The following is a 21,206-nucleotide window of genomic DNA, read 5'->3' on the forward strand; positions in this document are numbered from 1 at the left end:
AAACCTTTGAACCAATAAGATAAAACACATTGCAGACGGCGGTTAATGAACGAACCCGAAAGAATTAGTTTAACAAATGCTTTTGCCTTTGAAAACCGAATGTTTTAAATGCAGCCACATTTTCGCTACACTTCAATCTCAGCGTCCTCAAATGCAGAAAGAAAGCACCACACCAATGTTGCGGCAGTATCTCGAGATCAAACGCTTGTATCCGGGTACGATCCTGTTCTTTCGGCTTGGCGACTTCTATGAAATGTTCAACGAGGACGCGATCATCGGCTCGAGAGAACTTCAGATCACCTTGACCGCTCGACATAAGGAATCCGCGAACCCGGTACCGATGTGCGGAGTGCCGCATCATGCAGCCGCGGGATATATCGCGAAACTCGTCAAAAAGGGCTATCGTGTCGCAATTTGCGAGCAAGCCGAGGCCGCCGGCAAGGGCGTCAAACTGGTCAAACGCGAGGTTGTACGTGTAATTACACCTGGAACCGCCGTAGATGAGCAGTTGCTCGATGATCATGAATCGGCGTATCTCGCGTCTGTAAGTTGCGACGGATCGACGGTCGGGGCGGCGTTTTTGGATCTTTCAACTGGTGAATTTCGTGTCACCGAGGTTGAAGGGCCCGACGCATGGGATCGGATCTCTGAACACTTCTATCGATTCGACGTCCGAGAAGTGATCGTGGCGGAACCTTTGATCGACCAGTTTCGGACCGACCTGAGTATCGGGACCGTCGACGTGTTTTCGAATCAACTGGCTTTTGAGGGGCAGCATACAGGCGATGAACGGCGGGTCCTTGGCAATGTGACTCTCACGCCGGTGAACGCCGGATTTTTTGAACTCGACGAATCTCGCCGGATACTGACCCGGCATTTTGAGGTCAATGACCTCGCCGGTTTCGGACTTTCAGATCATACTGAGGCCATAAAAGCTGCTGGCGCATGCATCCGATACGTGTCAGAAACGCAACGGTCAAACGCCGGTCATATTTCTTCTCTTGAGTTTTTTGCGGCAAATGATTTCTTGGTTCTGGATGCAGTAACGGTCGCGAACCTCGAATTGGTTCGATCGCGAAATGAGACCGTTAAGCGAACACTGTTCGATACGATCGACCATACCGTCACCGGAATGGGCGGGCGTCTGCTGAGGACATGGCTATTGCGGCCGTTGATAAAAAGGTCCGAGATCGCAACCCGCTTATCGGCGGTCGACGAGTTGTCGGATGTGATGACACGAGAGAAACTTCGGTTTTTGCTGAAAAACGTTCAAGATCTCGAACGTCTCATCGGCCGTCTGAACCTATCCAATTTGACCGCAAGAGATCTTTTGTCGCTAAAGCGTTCGCTGGACCAAGGCCCCAAGATCAGGGCTTCGTTGACCGATTCCAGGTCTCTTTTACTCCAGGTCCTCAGTGAGAATGTATTTGATCTGCCCGATATTCGTGATCTGATCGAGAGAGCTATCGCTGACGAACCGCCGCCCACGATCGCCGACGGAGGTACTATAAGGACCGGCTTCAACGTCGAACTTGATGATCTTCGGTCGATATCAAGTTCTGTAAAGCAGACGATCGCGGCCTTTGAGGAAAGCGAGCGGGAGCGAACCGGTATCATCAACCTCAAGGTCCGCTTTAACAATGTCTTTGGCTATTTCATCGAAGTTTCGAAAGGCAACTTGGCTAGGGTGCCGGACGATTACGAAAGGCGACAGACACTTTCAAACGCTGAGCGATTCACGACTCCTCAACTGAAGGAATGGGAATCGAAGGTCCTTGGTGCCGAAGACAGGATCCTAATGCTCGAGGCGGAGATATTCGGCCACGTTCGCGAGACTGTAAGACGCGAAACGCAGAAGCTTCAATCAACTGCTCGGGCTTTTGCAACCCTCGATGTACTCGCCGCACTCGCCGAGACTGCTCAGAAATTCGATTATGTACGTCCGGCAATACATGACGGCGACGAAATAGAGATAAAGAGCGGCCGACATCCTGTGGTTGAACGCGCTTTGGGAGACTCGTTCGTACCAAACGACCTCTACCTTAATAATTCTACCGACAGGTTGCTTATCATCACCGGCCCAAATATGGGCGGAAAATCGACCATACTGCGTCAGGTTGCATTGATACAGATACTCGCGCAGATCGGTTCGTTTGTTCCGGCAACATCTGCACGTTTACCTGTCTTAGATCGAATTTGGACGCGTGTCGGTGCTTCGGACGATCTTGCTTCCGGACGGTCCACATTCATGGTCGAGATGACCGAAACAGCCGCAATATTGCATAATGCCTCGCCGCGTAGTTTGATCTTGCTTGACGAGATAGGCCGAGGCACATCGACATTTGATGGGCTTTCGATTGCCTGGGCGGTTGCCGAATACCTTCATGATTCGCCGTCTCACTCGGCCAAGACACTATTTGCGACGCATTACCATGAACTTACCGAGCTGGCAGAAAAGCTGCCTGGTGCCAAGAATTATCAGATGACCGCTACTGAACGCGATGGTGACGTCGTCTTTTTGCACCGGCTTGTTAAGGGAAAAGCCTCGAAATCTTATGGGATCGCGGTTGCAAAACTCGCGGGCTTGCCTAGACCGGTCATTGAAAGAGCTAAGAGCGTTCTTGCAAAACTCGAGCAATATGAACTTGCCGTATTCTCAGATCAGGCCCCAGACGGAGTTGCTGCGGCGGCAGGCCGTTCGTCAGTCGCTCAATTTACGTTGTTCGACATTGCAAACAAAAACACTTTGAAGGAACTTCTCGAGGTGGACCCTTCGGAGCTAACCTTAGACGAGGCGGCACATCTGCTGCAGAACTTAAAGCAGAAGATAATGTAGAACAGCTGGTAAAGTCGATCATTAGCTGTCGGAGTCCGACTCTTAAACGATTGGCTTATATTTTGAGGGCTTTCAGCATGAAGAAACTCCCTGAAATTTCATCGTTGTCGATCGAAGAAAAGGTCGGGCAGCTTTTTGTGATCGGGATTCCGGGCGTTTACGTCGATCCGGAAACCGGGAGTCTCCTCGATTCCACATTACCAGGTGGAATATGCCTGTTCGCCCGCAATATTAAAGAAGCGGAAGAGACGCGACTACTTACCGACGAACTGGCTGGTCGGCTTCCGATCAGAGCTATTCTGTGCCTTGACCAGGAAGGCGGGCCGGTTGATCGGCTGCGTCGTTTATTGAACCCGATGCCGGCAGCCAGTGACATGCTCTCAGAGGAAAACGTTCGGGATCTTGCTCGGATCATAGCGGAGTCGATGCGAATATTGGGATTTAATCTGGATTTTGCACCGGTGGTTGATGTCGTCGACGAGGAAAGGCTTCGTTTTTCGAATGGATTGCGGTCACGGACTTTCGGACGTTCGTCGAATGAGGTGATCTCTCTCGCCAGAACTTTTCTTGAGGAAATGGAAAACGGAGGCGTGGCGACCTGCCTTAAACACTTTCCTGGTCTGGGAGCTGCAGAGGTCGATTCGCACGAGGAACTTCCCGTTGTTGGAGTCGATGACAAGACATTTTTCGATGTTGATCTCGCACCATATAGTGAACTGTTGAGCAAGACAAAAGTAGGAACAGTGATGGTCGCTCATGCGGCATATCCTGCTATCAACTTGCAGGAAACCGATCAAAATGGCAGACTTCTTCCGTCCTCGCTGAGTTTCAATTTTGTAAACACACTTTTGCGGAAAAGACTTGCGTTTAATGGTGTCGCCATCACCGACGACCTTGAAATGGGGGCGATCGTTAAGAATTACGGTATCGGAGACGCATGCAAACGTGCGATCTCGGCGGGAATTGACATGCTCGCGATCTGTGCCAGCGCCGATGCCATAAAAGAGGGTCACGCGGCATTGCTCGAAGCTGTTTACAGCGGCGAGATACCAGAATCGAGGATCGATGAATCGCTTTCGCGAATATTTGCCCTAAAAGATCGGCTAGCTCCGCCGTTGAGTCTTGACCTTGCCCGACTTTCTGCTTTGTCCGACGAGATCGCCTTGCTCAAAAAGAGACTTATTTGACGAGTTTGGAGGATTGATTTGTTGCCAAAAGTATTTTCGATCATTGTTGTCATTTTTCTTGCTTTTTCACTCTCGTGCAGACGAACGAATTCTGAATTTGTCACGATCGCGCTTTCTGATCCCTTTTCGAGCTTTGACACGCTTACGTCTGACAAATCGGATTCGGCGGCGGAGCGTGTTAGAAACCTGATGTTCAACGCTTTGGTCAAGAAGACTGAGACATTCGACTATACGGGCGAGTTGGCCAGCGAGATCAGAACGTCCGAGGACGGCAAGTCGATAACTTTCGTCATCCGTCCGGGAGTCAAATTCCACGATGGCCGGGAGTTCACGTCGGCCGATGTTAAATACACCTTTGAAGAGTTGTTCAAGAGCACTGGCTATAAGAAATTTGCCTTTTTCGATTCGGTTGGAAAGGACCAGATCGCCCACATCAACTCTATCGAAACACCCGATCCGCTAACCGTGATCTTCAATATTGCTCGGCCTACATTGAAGAACCAACTGCTGTCGAATCTGGTTGCGATCCCGATAATACCGGCCGGTTCGGTCGCTGAGCAAAAATCCAAACCTACGGGTTCCGGGCCATTCAAGTTTGTCAGTTTTGACCAGTCGCAGAATACGGTCGAGCTTCAGGCAAATCCGGAATACTGGGACGGTGCTCCGAAAATAGCTAAGCTGCGAGTGAAAACGATCCCGGATGCCAGTGCTCTTCAAGCTGAATTGCAGACAGGCGCGGTCGATCTGGCTCCTTTGCCGACGAACCTTCCGCCTGACACGCTGAAAGCACTTGGGGCTTTGCCAAATCTCTCGGTACAACAATTTGACGGCTCGAACATACAATACGTAGGCCTCAACACGCAGGCTCCGCCTTTGAACAATATCAAGGTACGGCAAGCGATCGGCTATGCGGTTGATCGGGAAAAGATCATTCGCGAGTTACTGCTTGGACAAGCAAAGATCGCCAATTCGATACTTCCTGAAAGCTCGTGGGCATACACCGCGGGCACGAATTACGACTATGATGTCGAAAAGGCTAAGCAGCTGCTTCGCGAATCGGGGTACAAGAACGAACCTATCAAATTCAAATTCTCTGCCGGTAATGCGGCCTTCAGTAGCTATGCTCAGGCCATCCAAAACTCGTTGATCGCAGCCGGACTAAATATCGAGATCGAAACACTCGATTCGAATACGTTGAGAGAGCAATTGGCTCAAGGTCAATTTATGCTGAACACTGGGGTCTGGATCGGAGGAAATCAGGATCCGATCTTTCTAAAGGATCTTTTCACGACCGGAAGAATTCCGGGACCAGGTGTCAGCTGCTGTAATCGTAGTCGTTACAGCAATCAGGAAGTTGATAAATTGATCGAGGACGCAATGAACGACCTGGACCGTGCTCAGGCAGCTGATAAATACAAAAAGGCATGGGCCATTATCAGCAACGATCTGCCTTTGCTACCTCTATGGTATCCGGCAAACATGATCGTCGCGAACAAACGGATCGGGAATATCAAGATAGGTCCGAGTGGTGATTGGGGTTTCATAAAAGATATAACGATAATGAATTAGGAGGCAATAGTTCAAGTATTACCGTATGTATCGCCCCGGGAATTCAAACTCTTTTCATAAGTCATATTATCTGCGATCGCAGGTATATCTGTTGAGAAGCCGGTATAGCTTGACAATCGTATTTTGAACGGTAAAATAATGGTTTGCGATGCGGGAGTAGCTCAGTGGTAGAGCGCGACCTTGCCAAGGTCGAAGTCGCGAGTTCGACCCTCGTCTCCCGCTCCAGTCTTTTGAAAGGCGGAAGGATAACGTGAAGTTTCTCACTCATATCCTTTCGCCTTCATGCATTAGCCGTTTTGAAGCGGCGGCGTAGCCAAGTGGTAAGGCAGAGGTCTGCAAAACCTTTATTCATCGGTTCGATTCCGATCGCCGCCTCCAAACCAACTTCCCGACTCGATGGCCGATCGCGGCCGTTTTTCGTTTTGATCTCAGTGTTTTTTTTAGCATGACAGAAAGCGGAGGTCGTTTTTCGAAGCGATACGTTTGGCCTTTGTATCCCATATGATGCATCCGAATTAGAAGAACGCGGCGAAATAAACATTTCAAGCAGTTAGTTCAGCCATGTTACTGGTTACGATCGGATCTGAGCGAAACCGGTATTTTCAAGGATCACTGCGTTCTTGCTAAGATGTTGATAGGTTTGAAAATCAACTACGGCGTCGCTTTCCTGTTGACGGATCTGAAGCTGTTGTCGGATTTGAAACAGGTAGGAGTTGGAAGAATCGGTTCACGCATAAAGATCTGGTCAGCGAAAAAGAATGGTTAAGTCTTGTTTCCTTTTCATTGCATTTTTACTTCCCTTCTGCTCGATCGCAGCAACACAGATCAGCGGCCAAAATCCGGTCTCACTTTCGATGAGTGTATCGCCGACAACGATCCCGGCTGGCGGCAAGGGAACGGCGAGGATCAATGCAAGTATCAGCGGCGATTGGAAGATGTACTCGATCACGCAAGGCGCTGGTGGCCCGATACCAACCCGCATCACGTTAGGCGATGGCCCCTTCAAAATGGGCAGTATTAGCGGCACCAGACCGAAAGTTGCGTTTGACCCTAACTTTAAGATCAATACCGAGACCTACTCGAGAAGCGCAAGCTTTAGCGTTCCTTTTACAGTTGCGGATGATGCCCAGTCCGGCGAGCAGACATTTACGGCAAGCATTCGATATCAGGTTTGTAACGACAGCGTATGTTTGCCGCCTAAGTCCGTTCGGCTCACCGCCCCAGTGGTCATTTCAGCGGCTTCGGCACGAACCGAAAGTTCGCCCTCGCCATCTCCGGCCCCATCATCAACGGCGACCCCAAGTCAATCGAATGTGAACAAAGGCGATGCTAACGTTAACGCGAACGCTTCAGGGAATTCGAACCAGAATACCGAGCCTCAGTTGGCAAATCCCGACGCTGTAAATCCCGTTCCGATCGCAGACACCGATCCAGATCCCAACGTCGCTGTTGTCCCTTCTGGAACCATCGTACGAACTGCGGAATCGGACCTAAGCAGTAAGCCTGTTTGGGGCTTTATTTGGCTGGCAATGACCTTCGGGGCGCTTTCGCTGCTAACTCCATGCGTATTCCCAATGATCCCGATCACGGTATCCTATTTCACCAAGCATGGCTCTGAAACACATCTTGGGGCGATTCGCGATGCGTTGATCTATGCCCTCGGAATCATACTCACTTTTACGGGGCTTGGTGTCGCCTTGGCGCTTCTATTCGGTGCAGCGGGAATCAATCGATTTGCTGCCAATCCGTATACAAATCTCCTTATCACAGCGATATTTCTTTTGTTTGCCTTCAGTTTGCTCGGCGCCTATAACCTCGGAGTTCCGTCCGGGTTGCTGACAAAGCTTGACGGAATGACACGATCGAAGAGTGTCGGCAAGACGTTCGCCCTACTGCTGATGGGGCTCACCTTTTCGCTGACGTCGTTCACCTGTACGGTTCCGCTGGTTGGCGTGATCCTGGTTGCGGCGGCCCAGGGCGAACTCGTTTATCCCATAATCGGAATGCTGGCGTTTTCGAGCGTCTTCGCCTTGCCCTTTTTCGTCCTGGCCATCGCTCCGAGACTTATGCACTCATTGCCGCGGGCGGGCAGCTGGATGAACTCAGTAAAAGTTGTAATGGGCTTTCTCGAGATCGGGGCTGCTTTGAAGTTTCTTTCGAATGTGGATCTTGTTTGGGGCTGGAATATCTTTACGCGTGAGGTTGTGATCGCCGGCTGGATCGCACTTTCGGTCCTTATCTTTCTTTACCTGTTGGGTGTTTTCAGGTTTTCTCACGATTCCGAGGACACTCGTATCGGGCTCGTCCGCGTGCTGAACGCCTTCCTTTTCGGAACTTTGACGTTCTACCTCATAACAGGATTGTTTGGGAGCAGACTGGGCGAGATAGAGTCGTTTCTTCCGCCGGCAAAGGAGTCGGTTTCGGGGCGATCGTCAGCGGGTTCGATCGGCGATGAGTTGGCCTGGATCACGAACGATTACGCCGCTGCCGTTAAGCAAGCAAAGGACGAGAACAAGAACATCTTCATCGACTTTACTGGTTATACCTGTACGAACTGCAGATGGATGGAAGCAAATATGTTCCCCCAGCCCGCGATTCGAACCGAGCTTGAAAGGTACGTCAGGGTGAAGCTCTTTACCGACGGCGAGGGCGATCCCTACGAAGGGTTCCAAAAGATGCAGGAAGAGAGGTTTGGGACCGTTGCGTTGCCGCTTTATGCCATCGTCACTCCGGACGAGAGGATCATCGGGCGATTTGAAGGCCTTACTCGCGACCAGAATGAATTCGCGGAATTCCTAAAGAAGCAATGACCCCGCAAAGTCGGTCTAGCGAAGCGACTTATTGATCGACTGAAGCATCGCATTTCCCGGACAAAGAATGTCCTTTCCGAGCGAGTTCAATGGCAGATCGCTTGTCTTTATCAGTTCATGCAGATCACTTGCTTCTCCGTCCATATACAATAACCCGGTCAATATCTCGCCACGCTGCTTTGCATTCTGAACTGCATTGATCGCGGAAAGCCGATCGAATGGATCCCAGTCCTTGGCTAATTTGTGTAAACGAATGACGGACCCGTCATGCATTGTCAGATCGTTCACAGCGCCAGATTCATATGTCGTCGTGATCTCTTTCATCATCGGCACGAAATCCATCGTTCCGGTCACCTCTACGTGCTCTCGGACATAATCGTATGACTTCGTAGATCCGGGATTATTGTTGAATGTCACACACGGCGAGATGACGTTCAAAAATGCAAACCCCTTGTGTTTCATTGCGGCTTTCATCAGCGGGATCAGCTGGTCTTTGTCACCAGAGAAACTCTGGGCGACGAATGTCGCTCCCAGCTCGATCGCAAGGCTGGCAAGGTCGATGGCTTCGAAGAGGTTCACACTACCAGCTTTGCTCTTGGAACCGGCATCGGCGGTCGCGGAATCCTGGCCTTTGGTCAAACCGTAGCAGCCGTTGTTCATCACGAGGTAAACCATGTTCAGGTTTCGCCGGACGACGTGGACGAACTGCCCCATTCCGATCGAAGCCGTGTCGCCATCGCCCGAGACGCCGAAATAGATCAGGTCGCGGTTCGCGAGATTCGCACCCGTCGCGACGCTTGGCATACGCCCGTGGACCGAATTGAACCCGTGCGAATTCGACAAAAAGTAAGCTGGCGATTTCGAAGAGCAGCCGATGCCCGAAAGTTTTGCCACCCTATGCGGCTCGATGTTCAACTGCCAACACGCCTCAACGATCGCCGCGTTGATCGAATCATGCCCGCACCCCGCACAAAGCGTCGAAAGCGAACCCTCATAATAATCGACCGTGTACCCAAGGTCGTTCTTCGGCAACGCCGGATGTCTGAATGTTGATCGTATGTAGGTCATTGTCTTTATTGGTCTTTAGGAGGAGGTGGGCCTGTCCTGAGGCCGCCCGAATATGTTTTTCGATATTGAGTGATCTCGTCCGCAAGTTTTGCATCCATTTTTCGAAGTTTTGCAATCTCTTCGTCCGTCTCTTTATTCTTGGATTTGAACGTATCTGCCATTTGGACGTAAGCCTTGCATATTGCGTACTGAGCTTGTGCGAAGTCCGGTTTTTTTTCCAATGCCTTCCTAAAGTAAACGATCGCCTTTTCCTGTCTTCCATCTACAACCCAAGACTCACCATCCATCACCATGAGGCCCATTTGAAGCAAGGCCTCTGGGTCGTTCGGTTTCTTCGCAAGCGCATCTTCGGCCTTTTTCTTTTTCTCGGCTCGTTCAAGCAGCGTGATGAAATTGGGGAATGTATTGTCTTTGTCTGACTTTCTCCCGTCCCAAACCTCGCGCGCCTCTTTCAACCGGCCTTGTTCGACAAGTAGCCTGCCTAATTCGAATCGCCCAATCATTTTATTGGGGTCAAGATCCATCACGTTTCTATAGACTTCCTCGGCTCCTTTTTTATCTTTTGAGACCGACAAAAACATCCCCAGATCTTTGTACGCGTTAAAAAGCGTGGGTTTCAGTTTTATTGCTGTGCGGTACGCTTCTATGATCTCGCTATAGTCTTTTGCCCCAATAGACAAGGCATCAGCCAATGCTACGTATGCCTCCGCATATGCAGCGTCAAGTTTTATCGCTTCACGAGCGGCGGCAACAGCCTCTTCTCTCTCGTTGCGATGCCGATCAGCGCGGGATTTATTGACGTGAAGACTCTTTTCTTTTGGGTTTAAGAAGATCGCTTTGGCAAACGCTTCGGAGGCGCTTTTCATTTTCCATTGAGCCATATAAACCGCTCCGGAAATGTAGTGTGGCCGGAAGTCCGATGGTCGCAACTCTACGGCTTTCACGCATTTTGCAAGTGCTTCTTCGTATTTTCGTTGCGAGTAGAGTTGAAAGGCATCTTTGATGAGATCGTCAAACTCGTCCAACACAAAAGGTTGAACTATTTGAGACTCCAGCCGCGCCGCGGGGACGTTTCCTCCGACGAGAATCGGGACACTAACTGCGACCAGCATTATCAATATGAGTCTGTAAATCATTTCAATCTTTCTTTTATCTGCCTAAATATATTATCCGCCGTGATCGGCATGCCGTCGTAGTTTAGGACGGAGATGAGCTTGGCGGCGTCGGTGCCGAGTTCGATCATCATCAGGCTGCGAAATTGAGCATCGCGGTTTTGTTCGATCACAAACAGTCTTTCGTGGGCATCTACGAACTCAACGAACGCCTTGCCGAACGGAAAGCCGCGGGGCCGCATGCCGTCGAGCGTAATACCCTCGGCGGCCAGCATCTCGAGAGCCTCCGCCGCAGCGTATGCCGACGTCCCGAAAAAGATCACGCCATCCGAATGACCAGTGACAACCGCTCCGGGTTCGGATTCATGAGACATCCCCGGACTAAAGAAAACCGGCTGCGGAACGAGCTCCTTAGCCGTTTCCCATTTCTGCGATAGCCGTTCCATATTGCGCTGATAGGCGGAGCCATCCTCAGTATAGACCGCATACTCGTCGCGACTCGACCCACGTGTTACGAAGGCTCCGCGTGTATGGTGCGTTCCGGGGATCGTTCGATAAGGAATTCCATCGCCGTCGATGTCCAGATATCGGCCCCATTTGCCTTTGAACTGTTCAAGCGGTTGAGTTGCCGAGTGGTCACCGTGAGTCTGTGCGTCGAGTTCCGAAAGGGATGCACCCATATGGCCATTTCCGCTGCCATTCGTAACGGGCTGATGCTCATCGACAGCAGCCTGCATTCGGTCTATCGCACTTCCCAGGAACTCCAGTTGCTCGGTCGTGAGAACCTTTCCACGGTCATACGCCCGCGAATCGTCCCAAACAAGCGGATCGGTCACGTGATCGTTCATGCCGAGATCCAGGTCGGTCATGACGATGACCGGCGTTTGCAGGCGTTCGGTCAGATCAAAGGCCTGGGCCGTCATCTCGAAGCACTCTTTCGGCGACGCGGGAAACAACAGCGGATGCTTCGTGTCGCCGTGCGATGCGTAGGCGGCAAGCAGAATGTCCGATTGCTGCGTTCGCGTCGGCATTCCGGTCGACGGGCCTGTGCGTTGAACGTCTATCAGCACCGTCGGCACTTCGGCGAAGTAGCCGAGGCCGAGGAATTCATTCATCAGCGAGACGCCTGGGCCGCTGGTCGCGGTAAAGGCCCGTGCTCCGTTCCACGAGGCCCCCATCACCATCCCGATCGCGGCGAGTTCGTCCTCTGCCTGGACGATCGCGTAGTTGTTCTTGCCGGTTTCGGGATCGACCCGATATTTCGAAGCATATTTCGCAAAAGCGTCGACCACCGATGTCGACGGCGTGATCGGGTACCACGCGGCGACGGTCGCACCGGCGTAGATCGCGCCGAGAGCACAAGCGGAATTGCCGCCGTATAATATCTTCTCGCCGAGCAGATCGCGGCGTTCGACGCGGATGTCGAGCGGGCAATCAAAATTCTCTCGAGCATGATCGACACCGATGTTCAAGGCCCTGATGTTCGGCTCGATCAGCTTTTCTTTCCCTTTGAATTGCTCAGCGATCTGCCCTTCGAGCACTGTAAATTCCAGATCGATCAGTGCCGAAAGTGCACCGATATAAATAATGTTCTTGAACAACTGCCGCTGCCGTGCGTCGGTAAATTCGGCGTTGCAGAGATTCATCAGCGGGATCGGAATGTGTGTTATGTCGTCGCGTTGGTAATCGGGCGGCAGGGGCTTTGACGAGTCATAAAGGAAATAGCCGCCTTGTCGAACATCGGCGTAGTCCTTCTTCATCGACTGCGGATTGACGGCGATCATCAGATCGACGCCTTCACGGCGGCCGAGATGACCTTTCTCGCTCACCCGCACCTCATACCAGGTCGGCAGGCCTTGTATGTTTGACGGAAAGATGTTCTTCGGTGTAACGGGCACGCCCATGCGAAACACCGCCTTGGTAAACAGAGCATTTGCCGATGCCGAACCAGTGCCGTTGACGTTTGCGAATCTCACTACGAAATCGTTGATCTTGCCAGCTTGGGTCATCAGTTTAATATTCTAGACCTCGTAATGTCTTTTGCAAACTACCGGTTGGATTTCAATTTACCTCCCAGGATCGCCATTGGAAGCAGGATCGCCGTAAAGACAAAGTGATGCCAAACGGGAACAAGCGGCCAGGACATAAAGGCCTTCAATAAACCCATTGCGAGCAGCAGAAAGCCGAGCACCAACGGCGCGCGTTTGTTTGCACCGGCGACGATCGCGGCCAGAAAGCCGGCTATTGCCGAGACTACTGTAGCTAGGACAATTTGCGTGAGCAGAAAACTAGTTTCCCCACTGAACGGAGCTTCGTTTTCGATCGCAGCTTGGAACGCACTTTGCTGAGCGCCGAACGCCGGCCAAATGGCCGAAAGGACTATTTCACTGCCAAACCATACGATCGCCCAGCCAAAGAATCCTGAAATAACGCCGAAGATGATACGTAACATATTTGACTCCTATCTGCGCCCGATCAATGCCCCATGGAGCAACACGTCATTATCGCCGACGCGTAAAACCGTGAGTGCGTTTCGTATACTATCACTAGTTCTCTTCTATTTGAGGAGCACCGATTCTAACCTCGCCGTCGCGTGTGTATGTGATGCAGATGTTGCCGTTTGGCGAGATCAGGCTGTCGGTCACCTTGAAGGACGCCGGGATGGTGCCGCTTTCGAATAGACGTTTTCCGGTGCCGAGGGTGATCGGGATTATCATGAGCTCCATCTCATCGACGAGGTCATTTTTGAAAAGCGTCTGAAGCAGGTTCGCGCTTCCGAATACGTACAGATCGGGTCCGTCGGTTTGTTTAAGTTCGCGCACCTTTTCCGCGAGATCGCCGCCCAAAAAGACCGTCGGTTGCCAATCGCTCGAGGTGCGTGTGTTCGAGGCGACGTACTTCGTCGCGGTCATCACATGCGGCCAAAAATGCGAGTGCGTCGGCCAGTACGGCTCCCACATGTCAAACGTCTTCCGCCCTAACAGCAGATCCACCTCTTTTCCCAGTCGCCGCTGTATCACCGCCCCGGCTTCCTCGTCCGTATATCCGAAAAACCACCCTTCATACTTAAACCCGTCCTCCGGGCTCGACTGTATGACACCATCGATCGTCATGAATTCTGCGGCAATTATTTTTCTCATCTTAATTTCATCCCCAACCGAAATCGCCTACCACAATTTCCACCACGATTTTTTATCGTCTTCCATTTTCCAACCATCAGTGTTGCTGAATGTTTCAAAATTGTATTTTGGCTCGTAATCGTAGTCCTCTGATTTTGTTTTTTTGTTGTAAGCATCTGCTGGCAAATACAGCAACGGCTCAAAATCCATCTCTTTTGGCATTTCTGTTGGATTTGCCTTAACTCGGTTGAAATAGTCTTTGCCATTAGCGACCACACAACACCTAACATACAAAAAGTAGTCCACTGAAAAGTGCCCGTCCTCGCCCTTGTAGGATTCTTCACCAATGTTTGAGGCGTAGGTAATTCCGTCTAATAGAAAAAGTTTCTCCGATAAAATATCGGCAAACTTGTAAATGTCCTCGACTGGCATGGACGCGAGATGCTTAACGGCAGGTCGCAAAACAGCGTCGTCGTTGCCGGTCTTTGTCCAGTCAAATAACTTGATTACTTCCCAAAAGATGTCTTCGTCCATCGGTTTGTAGTCCTCAACGGGTTTTGCCTGAACTTGCGACAGTTCGCTAATTTCTTGGTAGCCCTTACCTAACTTTTCGTTGGTGAGTTTTTCGACTTCCTTTCGACACGTTTCTCTGTCCTCGAAAGATTTTGAGGTTGTTCTTCCTTCCGTTCCGATTTTCCCCCAGGTTACTGTATAAGAATTTCCTGCCTGTTCAATAGTCCAAAACTTATTGGAGTCGCCTGTCTGGTTGATGTAAATTCTCTTCATAATTAGATTTTCACACTACATTCTCATCCGCAGTCCTGACTCATGTTTCGACCATTTATGATTTCTGAGCCTCAAACCCAAACCGAATCGCCGCTGCGAGGACATCGGTGTTTATATCTTTTAGAGTTTTGAACCGAATGCAATAGCGGGTCACGGTGGCTTTGCCGAGGGTGCTGGCGTATGTTTCGGCCAGGTATTTTTTGTCTTCGATGCCGAGGATATAGACAGAGATCCCGGTTTTGTTTGCGCTCAGGCCGATCTGATAGAACTCGCGGATCGTCCCATCGGCGTATTTATGAGGGCGAGATCCGTAGCCGATATCCGGATTAGAAACGACCTTACCTTCGCTGTTTTTGCCGTCGAGAAACCACAGCTTACATCCCGGACTGATCTGTAGTATGCGCTCGTGCAGCACTTGCAGATCGCTGCGTTTTGGTTCCGGGTGGCTTGCAATGTACGCGTCGATTTGTTCGTTTACTTTCATCTTAGTGAGGCTGTTCTAGCAGTCTTTTTCAGTCATAGCCCCGTCGTTTACGGCGGGGTAAGCTTGGGTGCAATTTACGAAGGGCGTTTTAACGTCCTTGTTCTTCCGGGCTTAAGCCGCCGGATTTCAAGCCCGTTGAAACGGGCTGAAAAGCATCTCACTACCTACACCCCGCCGTGAACGACGGGGCTATGCTTCCTTCGGGGAGCCCGCGTAAACGAGGCTCAGAAAATTAGCAACATAACCTGGCAATTCTTCCTCTATTTGCTTTACGGCTTCGCATCCAGGAAGTCGTTCACCATCGGCACGAGCGTTTGTCTGTGGTTCATCAGGGTGACGTGGGTGGTGTCGGGCAAAATTACCAATCTCGACGCTGGGCGAGGCTGCATGTCGCCGTGGATGTTGCCGCCGCCTTTTAGGCGGTACATTTCGGCGATGTGTTCGAACCGCACACCGTCGGCGTCGCCGTGGATGAAGAACATCGGTGCCTTTGTCGCTGCAAATTTGTCGGCGCCGAAATCGTACGGTTTCGAAGCCATCGCGACGACGTGCTTGATGAAGTCCGCGAACTTGTCAGGTGTCGGGCTAAGCCTTTTGTACTCAGCCTCCATTGGCGTGCCTTTGAATACTTCCGCCGTGAGATTGGGGAGAGCTTCGCGACCTTCTTTGACCCAGCCGTCGAGGCGGAACGGGGCCGAAATGCTTATGACCTTTCGCACTTTTTCAGGATGACGGATCGCACACTGCATCGCGACACCGGCCCCCAAGCTGTAACCCATTATGTCTGCCTTTGGGATCTTTAGATGATCAAGCAACGCGGAAACGTCGTCGGAAAGATTTTCAGCAGTAATATCGCGATCGATGTCGGCCGTACGACCATGACCCTGCATTTCCACGGCGATCACTTTGCGCGTTTTGGCGAGTTCGCTGATCCAATCATTCCAATCACCCGAGATCGCCATAAACGCCCCATGCAGCAACACCACCGGCTCGCCCTTGCCGTGAATTTCGTAATACATTTTTAGCCCGTTAACCGGCGCATAACCTGTAGTCGGCTTTTGCTGCGCCGATGCGATACCTGCTAACAACGTCATCGTCGTTATGGCGAAGGCGAGTGTCTTCATAATTGGTTTCCTCATGTTAGTTCTGAATCTCATAGCCGTGTTTTGTGCACGATGACAAGAGTTCGATTCGAAATCTCTCAGCGTCGAACCCGCCGAGCTTCTTCTTTTTGTCCACAAGAACAGAGGTAGACATGTAGATCAGACCCAACGCATAACTTGGTACGGAACCAAGTGGCAGATCTAATAACACATCGAAATCCGGTCGGACACTGTAATGTCCAACATTTTCATATACTTCGGTTCGCAGGCCGGTTAGTCTCGAAATGCCGCCACCGACCTTCTTCTGGAACCGAAACGGAAAAGGTGGTCGCCGGTCAATCCCAAACTGGCTTAATTCAAAATCGATCCAAAGATGCTGCATCGTTCCACCATAATCTCTACTTACGTCCTTTTCTATGATGTCGAAAACATCTTGAAGTCGAGCAGCGATTCGCTCCGTCGCAAGGTCGCAAATGTTTGCATTGATATTTACTTTCATACCATCTCATCGATTTTTCGCCCGCATATCGGTCCATCTTACTCTGCTCGCATGCCCTTCAATAGTTCTTCCAAATTTTGCAGCTGCGCCTTCGTTCCTTCGGCGAAGCCGAATTCGATCATTTGCTCGAGGCGTTCCAGCGACTCGTTGTAGATAGAAACGTGAACCGTCGTCTTTCCGTCTTGCTCGCTGAAATTCATGTCCCAATCGGAGCCGGGCAATTGCGGGTTTTCGTTTTCGTCTGCAAATGCGTTAAAGAGCTTGAAATTGGTTTTCGGGGTGATCGAAGTATATTTCTGCAAAACCCAACGCTCGACGCCTTCAGGGCTGACCATGGCGTAAAATCTCTTGCCGCCAACGGTAAAGTCCATGGCCTTTGTCCGTGACGCGAAAGGTTTCGGTGCCCACCACTGGTCGAGCAGCTCGGCCTTCGTGTATGCGTCCCAGACCAACGACAGCCCGGCATCAAACTCTTTGGTTATGGTGACCGTCTTTGTTTCTTTGTTTACGATAAACTCCATATTCATCTCTCTTCTAACAGTGCGGAAGCCCGCGCGTGAGCAAGGGGGTAATACCAACGTTGAACGTTACGCCCTTACTTACGTGCGGGCTTCTGCACTTAATACTTCGTCGAGCCGCGTATAGCTTGTCTCCATGCCGTCGGTCATGCCGGTTGCGAGAGCCGCATCGCGGTCGGCCTGCGACGCATATTTGATCGTGGTCGCGACGTTCGTGATGCCGTCGATCTCGTCGAACGTCACGGTAATGATCGACGGTTCACCGCCCATGGAAATGCCCATATTGCCCGGATCGAAAGCTTGCGTATGAACGATCTTGGCATGCGGAACTACCTCGAGTACGTCGCCGGTAAACCCAAACTCCATGCCGTCTTCGTCATTACGCCAACGCCATTGATACGTGCCGCCGACGCGCATATCCATATCGCAGACAGGCATCGACCAATTAGGCGGACCCGTACACCAGCGACGCAGCAGATCTGGTTCCATATATGCACGCCACACCATCGCGGCGGGGGCATCAAAGCTCCGTTTAACTAGAACCTCGGTATCTGACGACAATGTTGCTTCGGCTGGTTTCATTTCTTTCGCTCCTTTTTGTCCTGTTGCTTTAACTCGGCCAGCAGAACATCGAGCTGCTCGAACCGGCTTTCCCAGATCTTTCTGTATTGCTCCAGCCATTCGTCGATCTCTTTCATTTTTTCGATCTCCAGGCTGTAATAAATTTCGCGGCCGTGTCGCGATTGCGTCACAAGCTCGCATTCGGCAAGTATCCGGAGATGTTTAGAAACCGCTTGCCGCGTCGTGTGAAAATTCTCGGCGATCGCATTCGGCGTCATCGCCTGAATCGCTATCAACGCAATGATCGCCCGCCTCGTCGGATCAGCTATGGCCTGAAAAATGTCTCGTTTCATATCAACGAACAGCAGTATGCAACCATTCAGTTGCATATGTCAAGTGCAACCGAACGGTTTCGTAATGTGATTCGAGCGATTATCTAGGAGAGCGGTTTTATCAGGGTGTTATCTCGCGGATGCGCGATGCAATAAGCGCCTATTTCGGCTTTCGCAAGATCTTCTCCATTGTTTTGCCTTTGGCGAGTTCGTCGATGAGCTTATCGAGCCAGCGGATCTTTTGCATCAACGGGTCTTCGATGTCTTCGACGCGGATGCCGCAGACGGTACCTCTGATCAGTGGGGCGTTTGGGTTGAGTTTCGGGGCCTTTTCAAAAAACTCGCGAAAGCTGGTCCGCGTCTCGATCTGCTTGGCGAGCCCGGCCTTCGTGTATCCCGTGAGCCAGCGAATACATTCGTCGACCTCATCTTTCGTGCGGCCTTTCTTCTCCGCCTTCGCCACATAATGCGGATAAACCCCCGCAAAACTCATTGCATATACTCTGTCGTTTGGCATCGATAACCACCTCAACTCTCGGCCGTTTTCGGTTGCGGATAAGCAACTTGCCGGTCTTTCAATACGCCGGTCGAAATCAACAGGATCAACAGGACACCGAAGCTTGCTACGAACGTTGCGGTTTCATTCAACGAACCTACAAATTCCGTCAAAGGCTTGATCAGATCGAAATAGATCAGCAGTGCGTTGATAAGTTGATTAATCAGCAAAAATGATCCGCCCAGCAAGACCGGCCAACCAAATCTGCGATTCTTTACACAGTACATAATTCCTATGACCAAACAAATCGCAAGGCCAGTCAAAGCGGCGGTTCCGAATCTGTAGAAAGTTTCCGGCCCCTCGATCTTAAATTGGGGCACCCATGCAAGCAACGTGAAAAATATGGCGATACCCATAAACAACAGCGTCGTGCTCAACAGAAATGCTCCATGGATCGCCCGCCTTTTCCGCAGCACAAATCCCATTAGGATTAAGAAACCTAGCTCCAGAGTTCCCATCACGTTTTGGACCAACAAAGCATCGCCTTCGCCAGAGATCATCCCCTTGCGGGCCGAGTGAACTGACATAAGAGCGGTTGAAGCAACCAGCAAAGGGCCGAATAACAAGATCGACAGCCCAACGGTTTTATGACTTAGAAAGCTTTTCTTCCCGATCAGGGTGAGCTGGATAAGCAACAGCAGCAGCCAAGCAAACACCGTAATTACGTGGAGATAGTGATACGTAGTCGGCCTAGCATCAGCCCCGAAAAAGATCTTCCAGAACCCTGCGATGCTTAATAGAATTACGGTTACGATCAGAACATAATCGAGAATGTACTGTCGCACGACCTTCATCTTAATCTCAATTCCTGTCCGTTACCCCGCTCCATTTCCATTCCTTTCGATCTGGACTAGATTGCCTACGACGGTTGGTCCGTATTTGAGGTGGCCGGCTTTGGTGATGTTGTACCAGAAGGCCTGCATGTCCCAGGCGGCGGTGGGGCAGCGTTCGGCGCAGAGGCCGCAGTGGAGGCAGACGTCTTCGTCCTTGACCATGACACGGCCGGTTTTTAGACCGTCGGCGACGTAGATGTCCTGCTTTAGATTCAATGCGGGAACTTTTGTGCGTTGCCGAATGTCGGCCTCTTCGCCGTCTGCGGTAAACGTGATGCAGCTGGTCGGGCAGATATCCACGCAGGCGTCGCACTCGATGCATTTTGGGGCGTCGAAAACGGTCTGCACGTCGCAGTTTAGGCAGCGTTCGGCTTCCTTGTAGCCCGCGAGCGGGTCAAAACCGAGTTCGACTTCTTTTTTGCGGTCTTTGAGCGTGAATTCTTTCGGAGCCTGCGGCACGGCGAGGCGGTCGTATTCGTCGATGGTGCTGTCGTAGGCCCATTCGTGGATTCCCATCTTCATCGAATGAAGATTTACGAAGGGCGAAAGGCGTTCGGTCTTTACGTCTTTGCCGTTGCAGAGAAGATCGATCGAAACCGCGGCCTGGTGACCGTGGGCGACGGCGGTGATGACGTTCTCGGGCCCGAAGGCAGCATCACCGCCAAAGAAGACCTTTGGATGCGTTGATTGAAAACTGACCTTATCAACGACAGGCATTTCCCAATTGTCGAACTCCACACCGCAGTCACGCTCTATCCATGGAAAACTGTTCTCCTGGCCGACGGCGATCAGGACATCGTCTGCCGGATAGAACACGTCGGGTTCGCCCGTCGGCACAAGGCTGCGTTTTCCGTTCGCATCATACTTCGCCTCAACCTTTTCAAAGGTCATGCCCGCGAGTTTACCGTTCTCGATAACAAACGATTTCGGCACATGGTTGTCGATGATCGGTATGTCCTCGTGCATTGCGTCTTCCTTTTCCCAGGGCGAAGCTTTCATCGATGCGAACGGCGAACGGACGATGACCTTCACGTCTTCACCGCCGAGTCGCCGAGCGGTTCGGCAGCAATCCATTGCGGTGTTGCCGCCGCCGAGGACGATAACCGTCTTCCCGATCTTGTCGGTGTGTTCAAAGGCCACCGAGCCGAGCCAATTGATGCCGATGTGAATATTCGCATCGCCTTCCTGACGACCCGGCAGATCCGGCAGATCTCGTCCCCGCGGAGCCCCGGTGCCTACAAAGACCGCGTCGTAATCCTGTTCGAGGATTTCCTTGAGCGAGGAAACGTAATGCTTGAAATGGGTGTGGATACCGAGACGGAGGATGTAATCGACCTCGTCGTCAAGCACCTGCTCCGGCAAACGGAATGCCGGTATCTGCGAACGCATGAAACCGCCACCCTTGATCTGCTCGTCAAACAAATGAACCTCATAACCCAGCGGCGAAAGGTCCCTTGCGACCGTAAGCGATGCAGGACCGGCACCGATCAGTGCGACCTTTTTGCCGTTCGGGGTGAACGGCCCCTGGGGCATGTATGGAATGACATCGTCTCGATTGTCGGCGGCAACGCGCTTCAATCTACATATGGCAACTGGCTCTTCGTCGATACGGCCGCGGCGACAGGCGGGCTCACAGGGTCGGTCGCACGTTCGACCAAGCACGCCCGGGAAAACGTTGGAGTCCCAATTGATCATGTAAGCTTCGGTGTACTTACCCTCAGCGATCAGACGGATGTATTCCGGAACAGGCGTGTGTGCCGGACATGCGTATTGACAATCTACGACCTTATGAAAGTATTCGGGATCCTGAATGTCTGTAGGTTTCAAGTCGAT

The 21,206-nt window shown here is 51.4% G+C and carries 19 protein-coding genes and 2 tRNA genes; 6 read left to right on the plus strand and 15 right to left on the minus strand.

Translation table 11 applies throughout. From position 1 onward, the window contains the following. The first annotated feature begins 151 nt into the window (after positions 1 to 151). From mutS to IPM28_03170, 6 genes are all read left to right on the plus strand, one after another. Complete coding sequence (mutS, locus tag IPM28_03145) at positions 152 to 2,836, plus strand: DNA mismatch repair protein MutS (GenBank protein ID MBK9171990.1); 2,685 nt, start codon at positions 152 to 154, stop codon at positions 2,834 to 2,836. A 77-nt stretch (positions 2,837 to 2,913) separates the two neighbouring features. Further along, positions 2,914 to 4,023: a hypothetical protein gene (locus IPM28_03150; protein ID MBK9171991.1), complete on the plus strand. Its 1,110-nt coding sequence runs from the start codon at positions 2,914 to 2,916 to the stop codon at positions 4,021 to 4,023. Positions 4,024 to 4,044: 21 nt separating this feature from the next. Continuing rightward, positions 4,045 to 5,592, plus strand: coding sequence for an ABC transporter substrate-binding protein (locus tag IPM28_03155; GenBank protein MBK9171992.1), 1,548 nt, complete (start codon positions 4,045 to 4,047; stop codon positions 5,590 to 5,592). A 150-nt stretch (positions 5,593 to 5,742) separates the two neighbouring features. Further along, positions 5,743 to 5,817 (plus strand) — tRNA-Gly (locus tag IPM28_03160). Between the two features lie 78 nt (positions 5,818 to 5,895). Continuing rightward, a tRNA-Cys gene (locus IPM28_03165) sits at positions 5,896 to 5,970 on the plus strand. Positions 5,971 to 6,350: 380 nt separating this feature from the next. Next, positions 6,351 to 8,402 (plus strand): thioredoxin family protein, encoded by a 2,052-nt coding sequence (locus tag IPM28_03170; GenBank protein ID MBK9171993.1) that lies wholly within the window; start codon positions 6,351 to 6,353, stop codon positions 8,400 to 8,402. A gap of 15 nt (positions 8,403 to 8,417) precedes the next feature. Here the strand turns inward: IPM28_03170 and IPM28_03175 are convergent, their stop codons facing one another. The 15 genes from IPM28_03175 to IPM28_03245 form a co-directional block, all read right to left on the minus strand. Continuing rightward, the gene (locus IPM28_03175) at positions 8,418 to 9,470 is read right to left on the minus strand and encodes a 2-oxoacid:ferredoxin oxidoreductase subunit beta (protein MBK9171994.1); all 1,053 of its coding nucleotides are present in this window, start codon (positions 9,468 to 9,470) and stop codon (positions 8,418 to 8,420) included. Between the two features lie 5 nt (positions 9,471 to 9,475). Further along, positions 9,476 to 10,495, minus strand: a complete 1,020-nt coding sequence (locus IPM28_03180; GenBank protein MBK9171995.1) for a hypothetical protein — start codon at positions 10,493 to 10,495, stop codon at positions 9,476 to 9,478. Between the two features lie 107 nt (positions 10,496 to 10,602). After that, positions 10,603 to 12,591 (minus strand): 2-oxoacid:acceptor oxidoreductase subunit alpha, encoded by a 1,989-nt coding sequence (locus IPM28_03185; GenBank protein ID MBK9171996.1) that lies wholly within the window; start codon positions 12,589 to 12,591, stop codon positions 10,603 to 10,605. Between the two features lie 38 nt (positions 12,592 to 12,629). After that, a complete protein-coding gene (locus IPM28_03190) occupies positions 12,630 to 13,034 on the minus strand; it encodes a hypothetical protein (GenBank protein ID MBK9171997.1) in 405 nt (134 codons plus the stop codon). Positions 13,035 to 13,128: 94 nt separating this feature from the next. After that, positions 13,129 to 13,722, minus strand: coding sequence for a dihydrofolate reductase family protein (locus IPM28_03195; protein ID MBK9171998.1), 594 nt, complete (start codon positions 13,720 to 13,722; stop codon positions 13,129 to 13,131). A 27-nt stretch (positions 13,723 to 13,749) separates the two neighbouring features. Continuing rightward, the gene (locus tag IPM28_03200) at positions 13,750 to 14,487 is read right to left on the minus strand and encodes a DUF4240 domain-containing protein (GenBank protein ID MBK9171999.1); all 738 of its coding nucleotides are present in this window, start codon (positions 14,485 to 14,487) and stop codon (positions 13,750 to 13,752) included. Positions 14,488 to 14,542: 55 nt separating this feature from the next. Further along, positions 14,543 to 14,971, minus strand: coding sequence for a DUF1801 domain-containing protein (locus IPM28_03205; GenBank protein MBK9172000.1), 429 nt, complete (start codon positions 14,969 to 14,971; stop codon positions 14,543 to 14,545). Positions 14,972 to 15,240: 269 nt separating this feature from the next. Further along, the gene (locus IPM28_03210; protein ID MBK9172001.1) at positions 15,241 to 16,065 is read right to left on the minus strand and encodes an alpha/beta hydrolase; all 825 of its coding nucleotides are present in this window, start codon (positions 16,063 to 16,065) and stop codon (positions 15,241 to 15,243) included. Positions 16,066 to 16,111: 46 nt separating this feature from the next. Then, positions 16,112 to 16,573, minus strand: a complete 462-nt coding sequence (locus IPM28_03215; GenBank protein ID MBK9172002.1) for a hypothetical protein — start codon at positions 16,571 to 16,573, stop codon at positions 16,112 to 16,114. Positions 16,574 to 16,611: 38 nt separating this feature from the next. Beyond that, on the minus strand, positions 16,612 to 17,100 hold the full coding sequence (locus IPM28_03220) for an SRPBCC domain-containing protein (GenBank protein ID MBK9172003.1): 489 nt from the start codon (positions 17,098 to 17,100) through the stop codon (positions 16,612 to 16,614). 72 nt (positions 17,101 to 17,172) lie between these two features. Next, positions 17,173 to 17,673: an SRPBCC family protein gene (locus IPM28_03225; GenBank protein ID MBK9172004.1), complete on the minus strand. Its 501-nt coding sequence runs from the start codon at positions 17,671 to 17,673 to the stop codon at positions 17,173 to 17,175. Continuing rightward, complete coding sequence (locus tag IPM28_03230; protein MBK9172005.1) at positions 17,670 to 18,005, minus strand: winged helix-turn-helix transcriptional regulator; 336 nt, start codon at positions 18,003 to 18,005, stop codon at positions 17,670 to 17,672. The genes IPM28_03225 and IPM28_03230 overlap by 4 nt, the downstream gene beginning before the upstream one ends. A gap of 139 nt (positions 18,006 to 18,144) precedes the next feature. Further along, on the minus strand, positions 18,145 to 18,501 hold the full coding sequence (locus tag IPM28_03235) for a DUF2200 domain-containing protein (protein MBK9172006.1): 357 nt from the start codon (positions 18,499 to 18,501) through the stop codon (positions 18,145 to 18,147). An 11-nt stretch (positions 18,502 to 18,512) separates the two neighbouring features. After that, positions 18,513 to 19,196, minus strand: a complete 684-nt coding sequence (locus tag IPM28_03240) for a hypothetical protein (GenBank protein MBK9172007.1) — start codon at positions 19,194 to 19,196, stop codon at positions 18,513 to 18,515. Between the two features lie 159 nt (positions 19,197 to 19,355). Beyond that, positions 19,356 to 21,200: an FAD-dependent oxidoreductase gene (locus tag IPM28_03245; GenBank protein MBK9172008.1), complete on the minus strand. Its 1,845-nt coding sequence runs from the start codon at positions 21,198 to 21,200 to the stop codon at positions 19,356 to 19,358. Positions 21,201 to 21,206 lie beyond the last annotated feature (6 nt).

Source organism: Chloracidobacterium sp., from assembly GCA_016716305.1.
Classification (GTDB): Bacteria; Acidobacteriota; Blastocatellia; order Pyrinomonadales; family Pyrinomonadaceae; genus OLB17.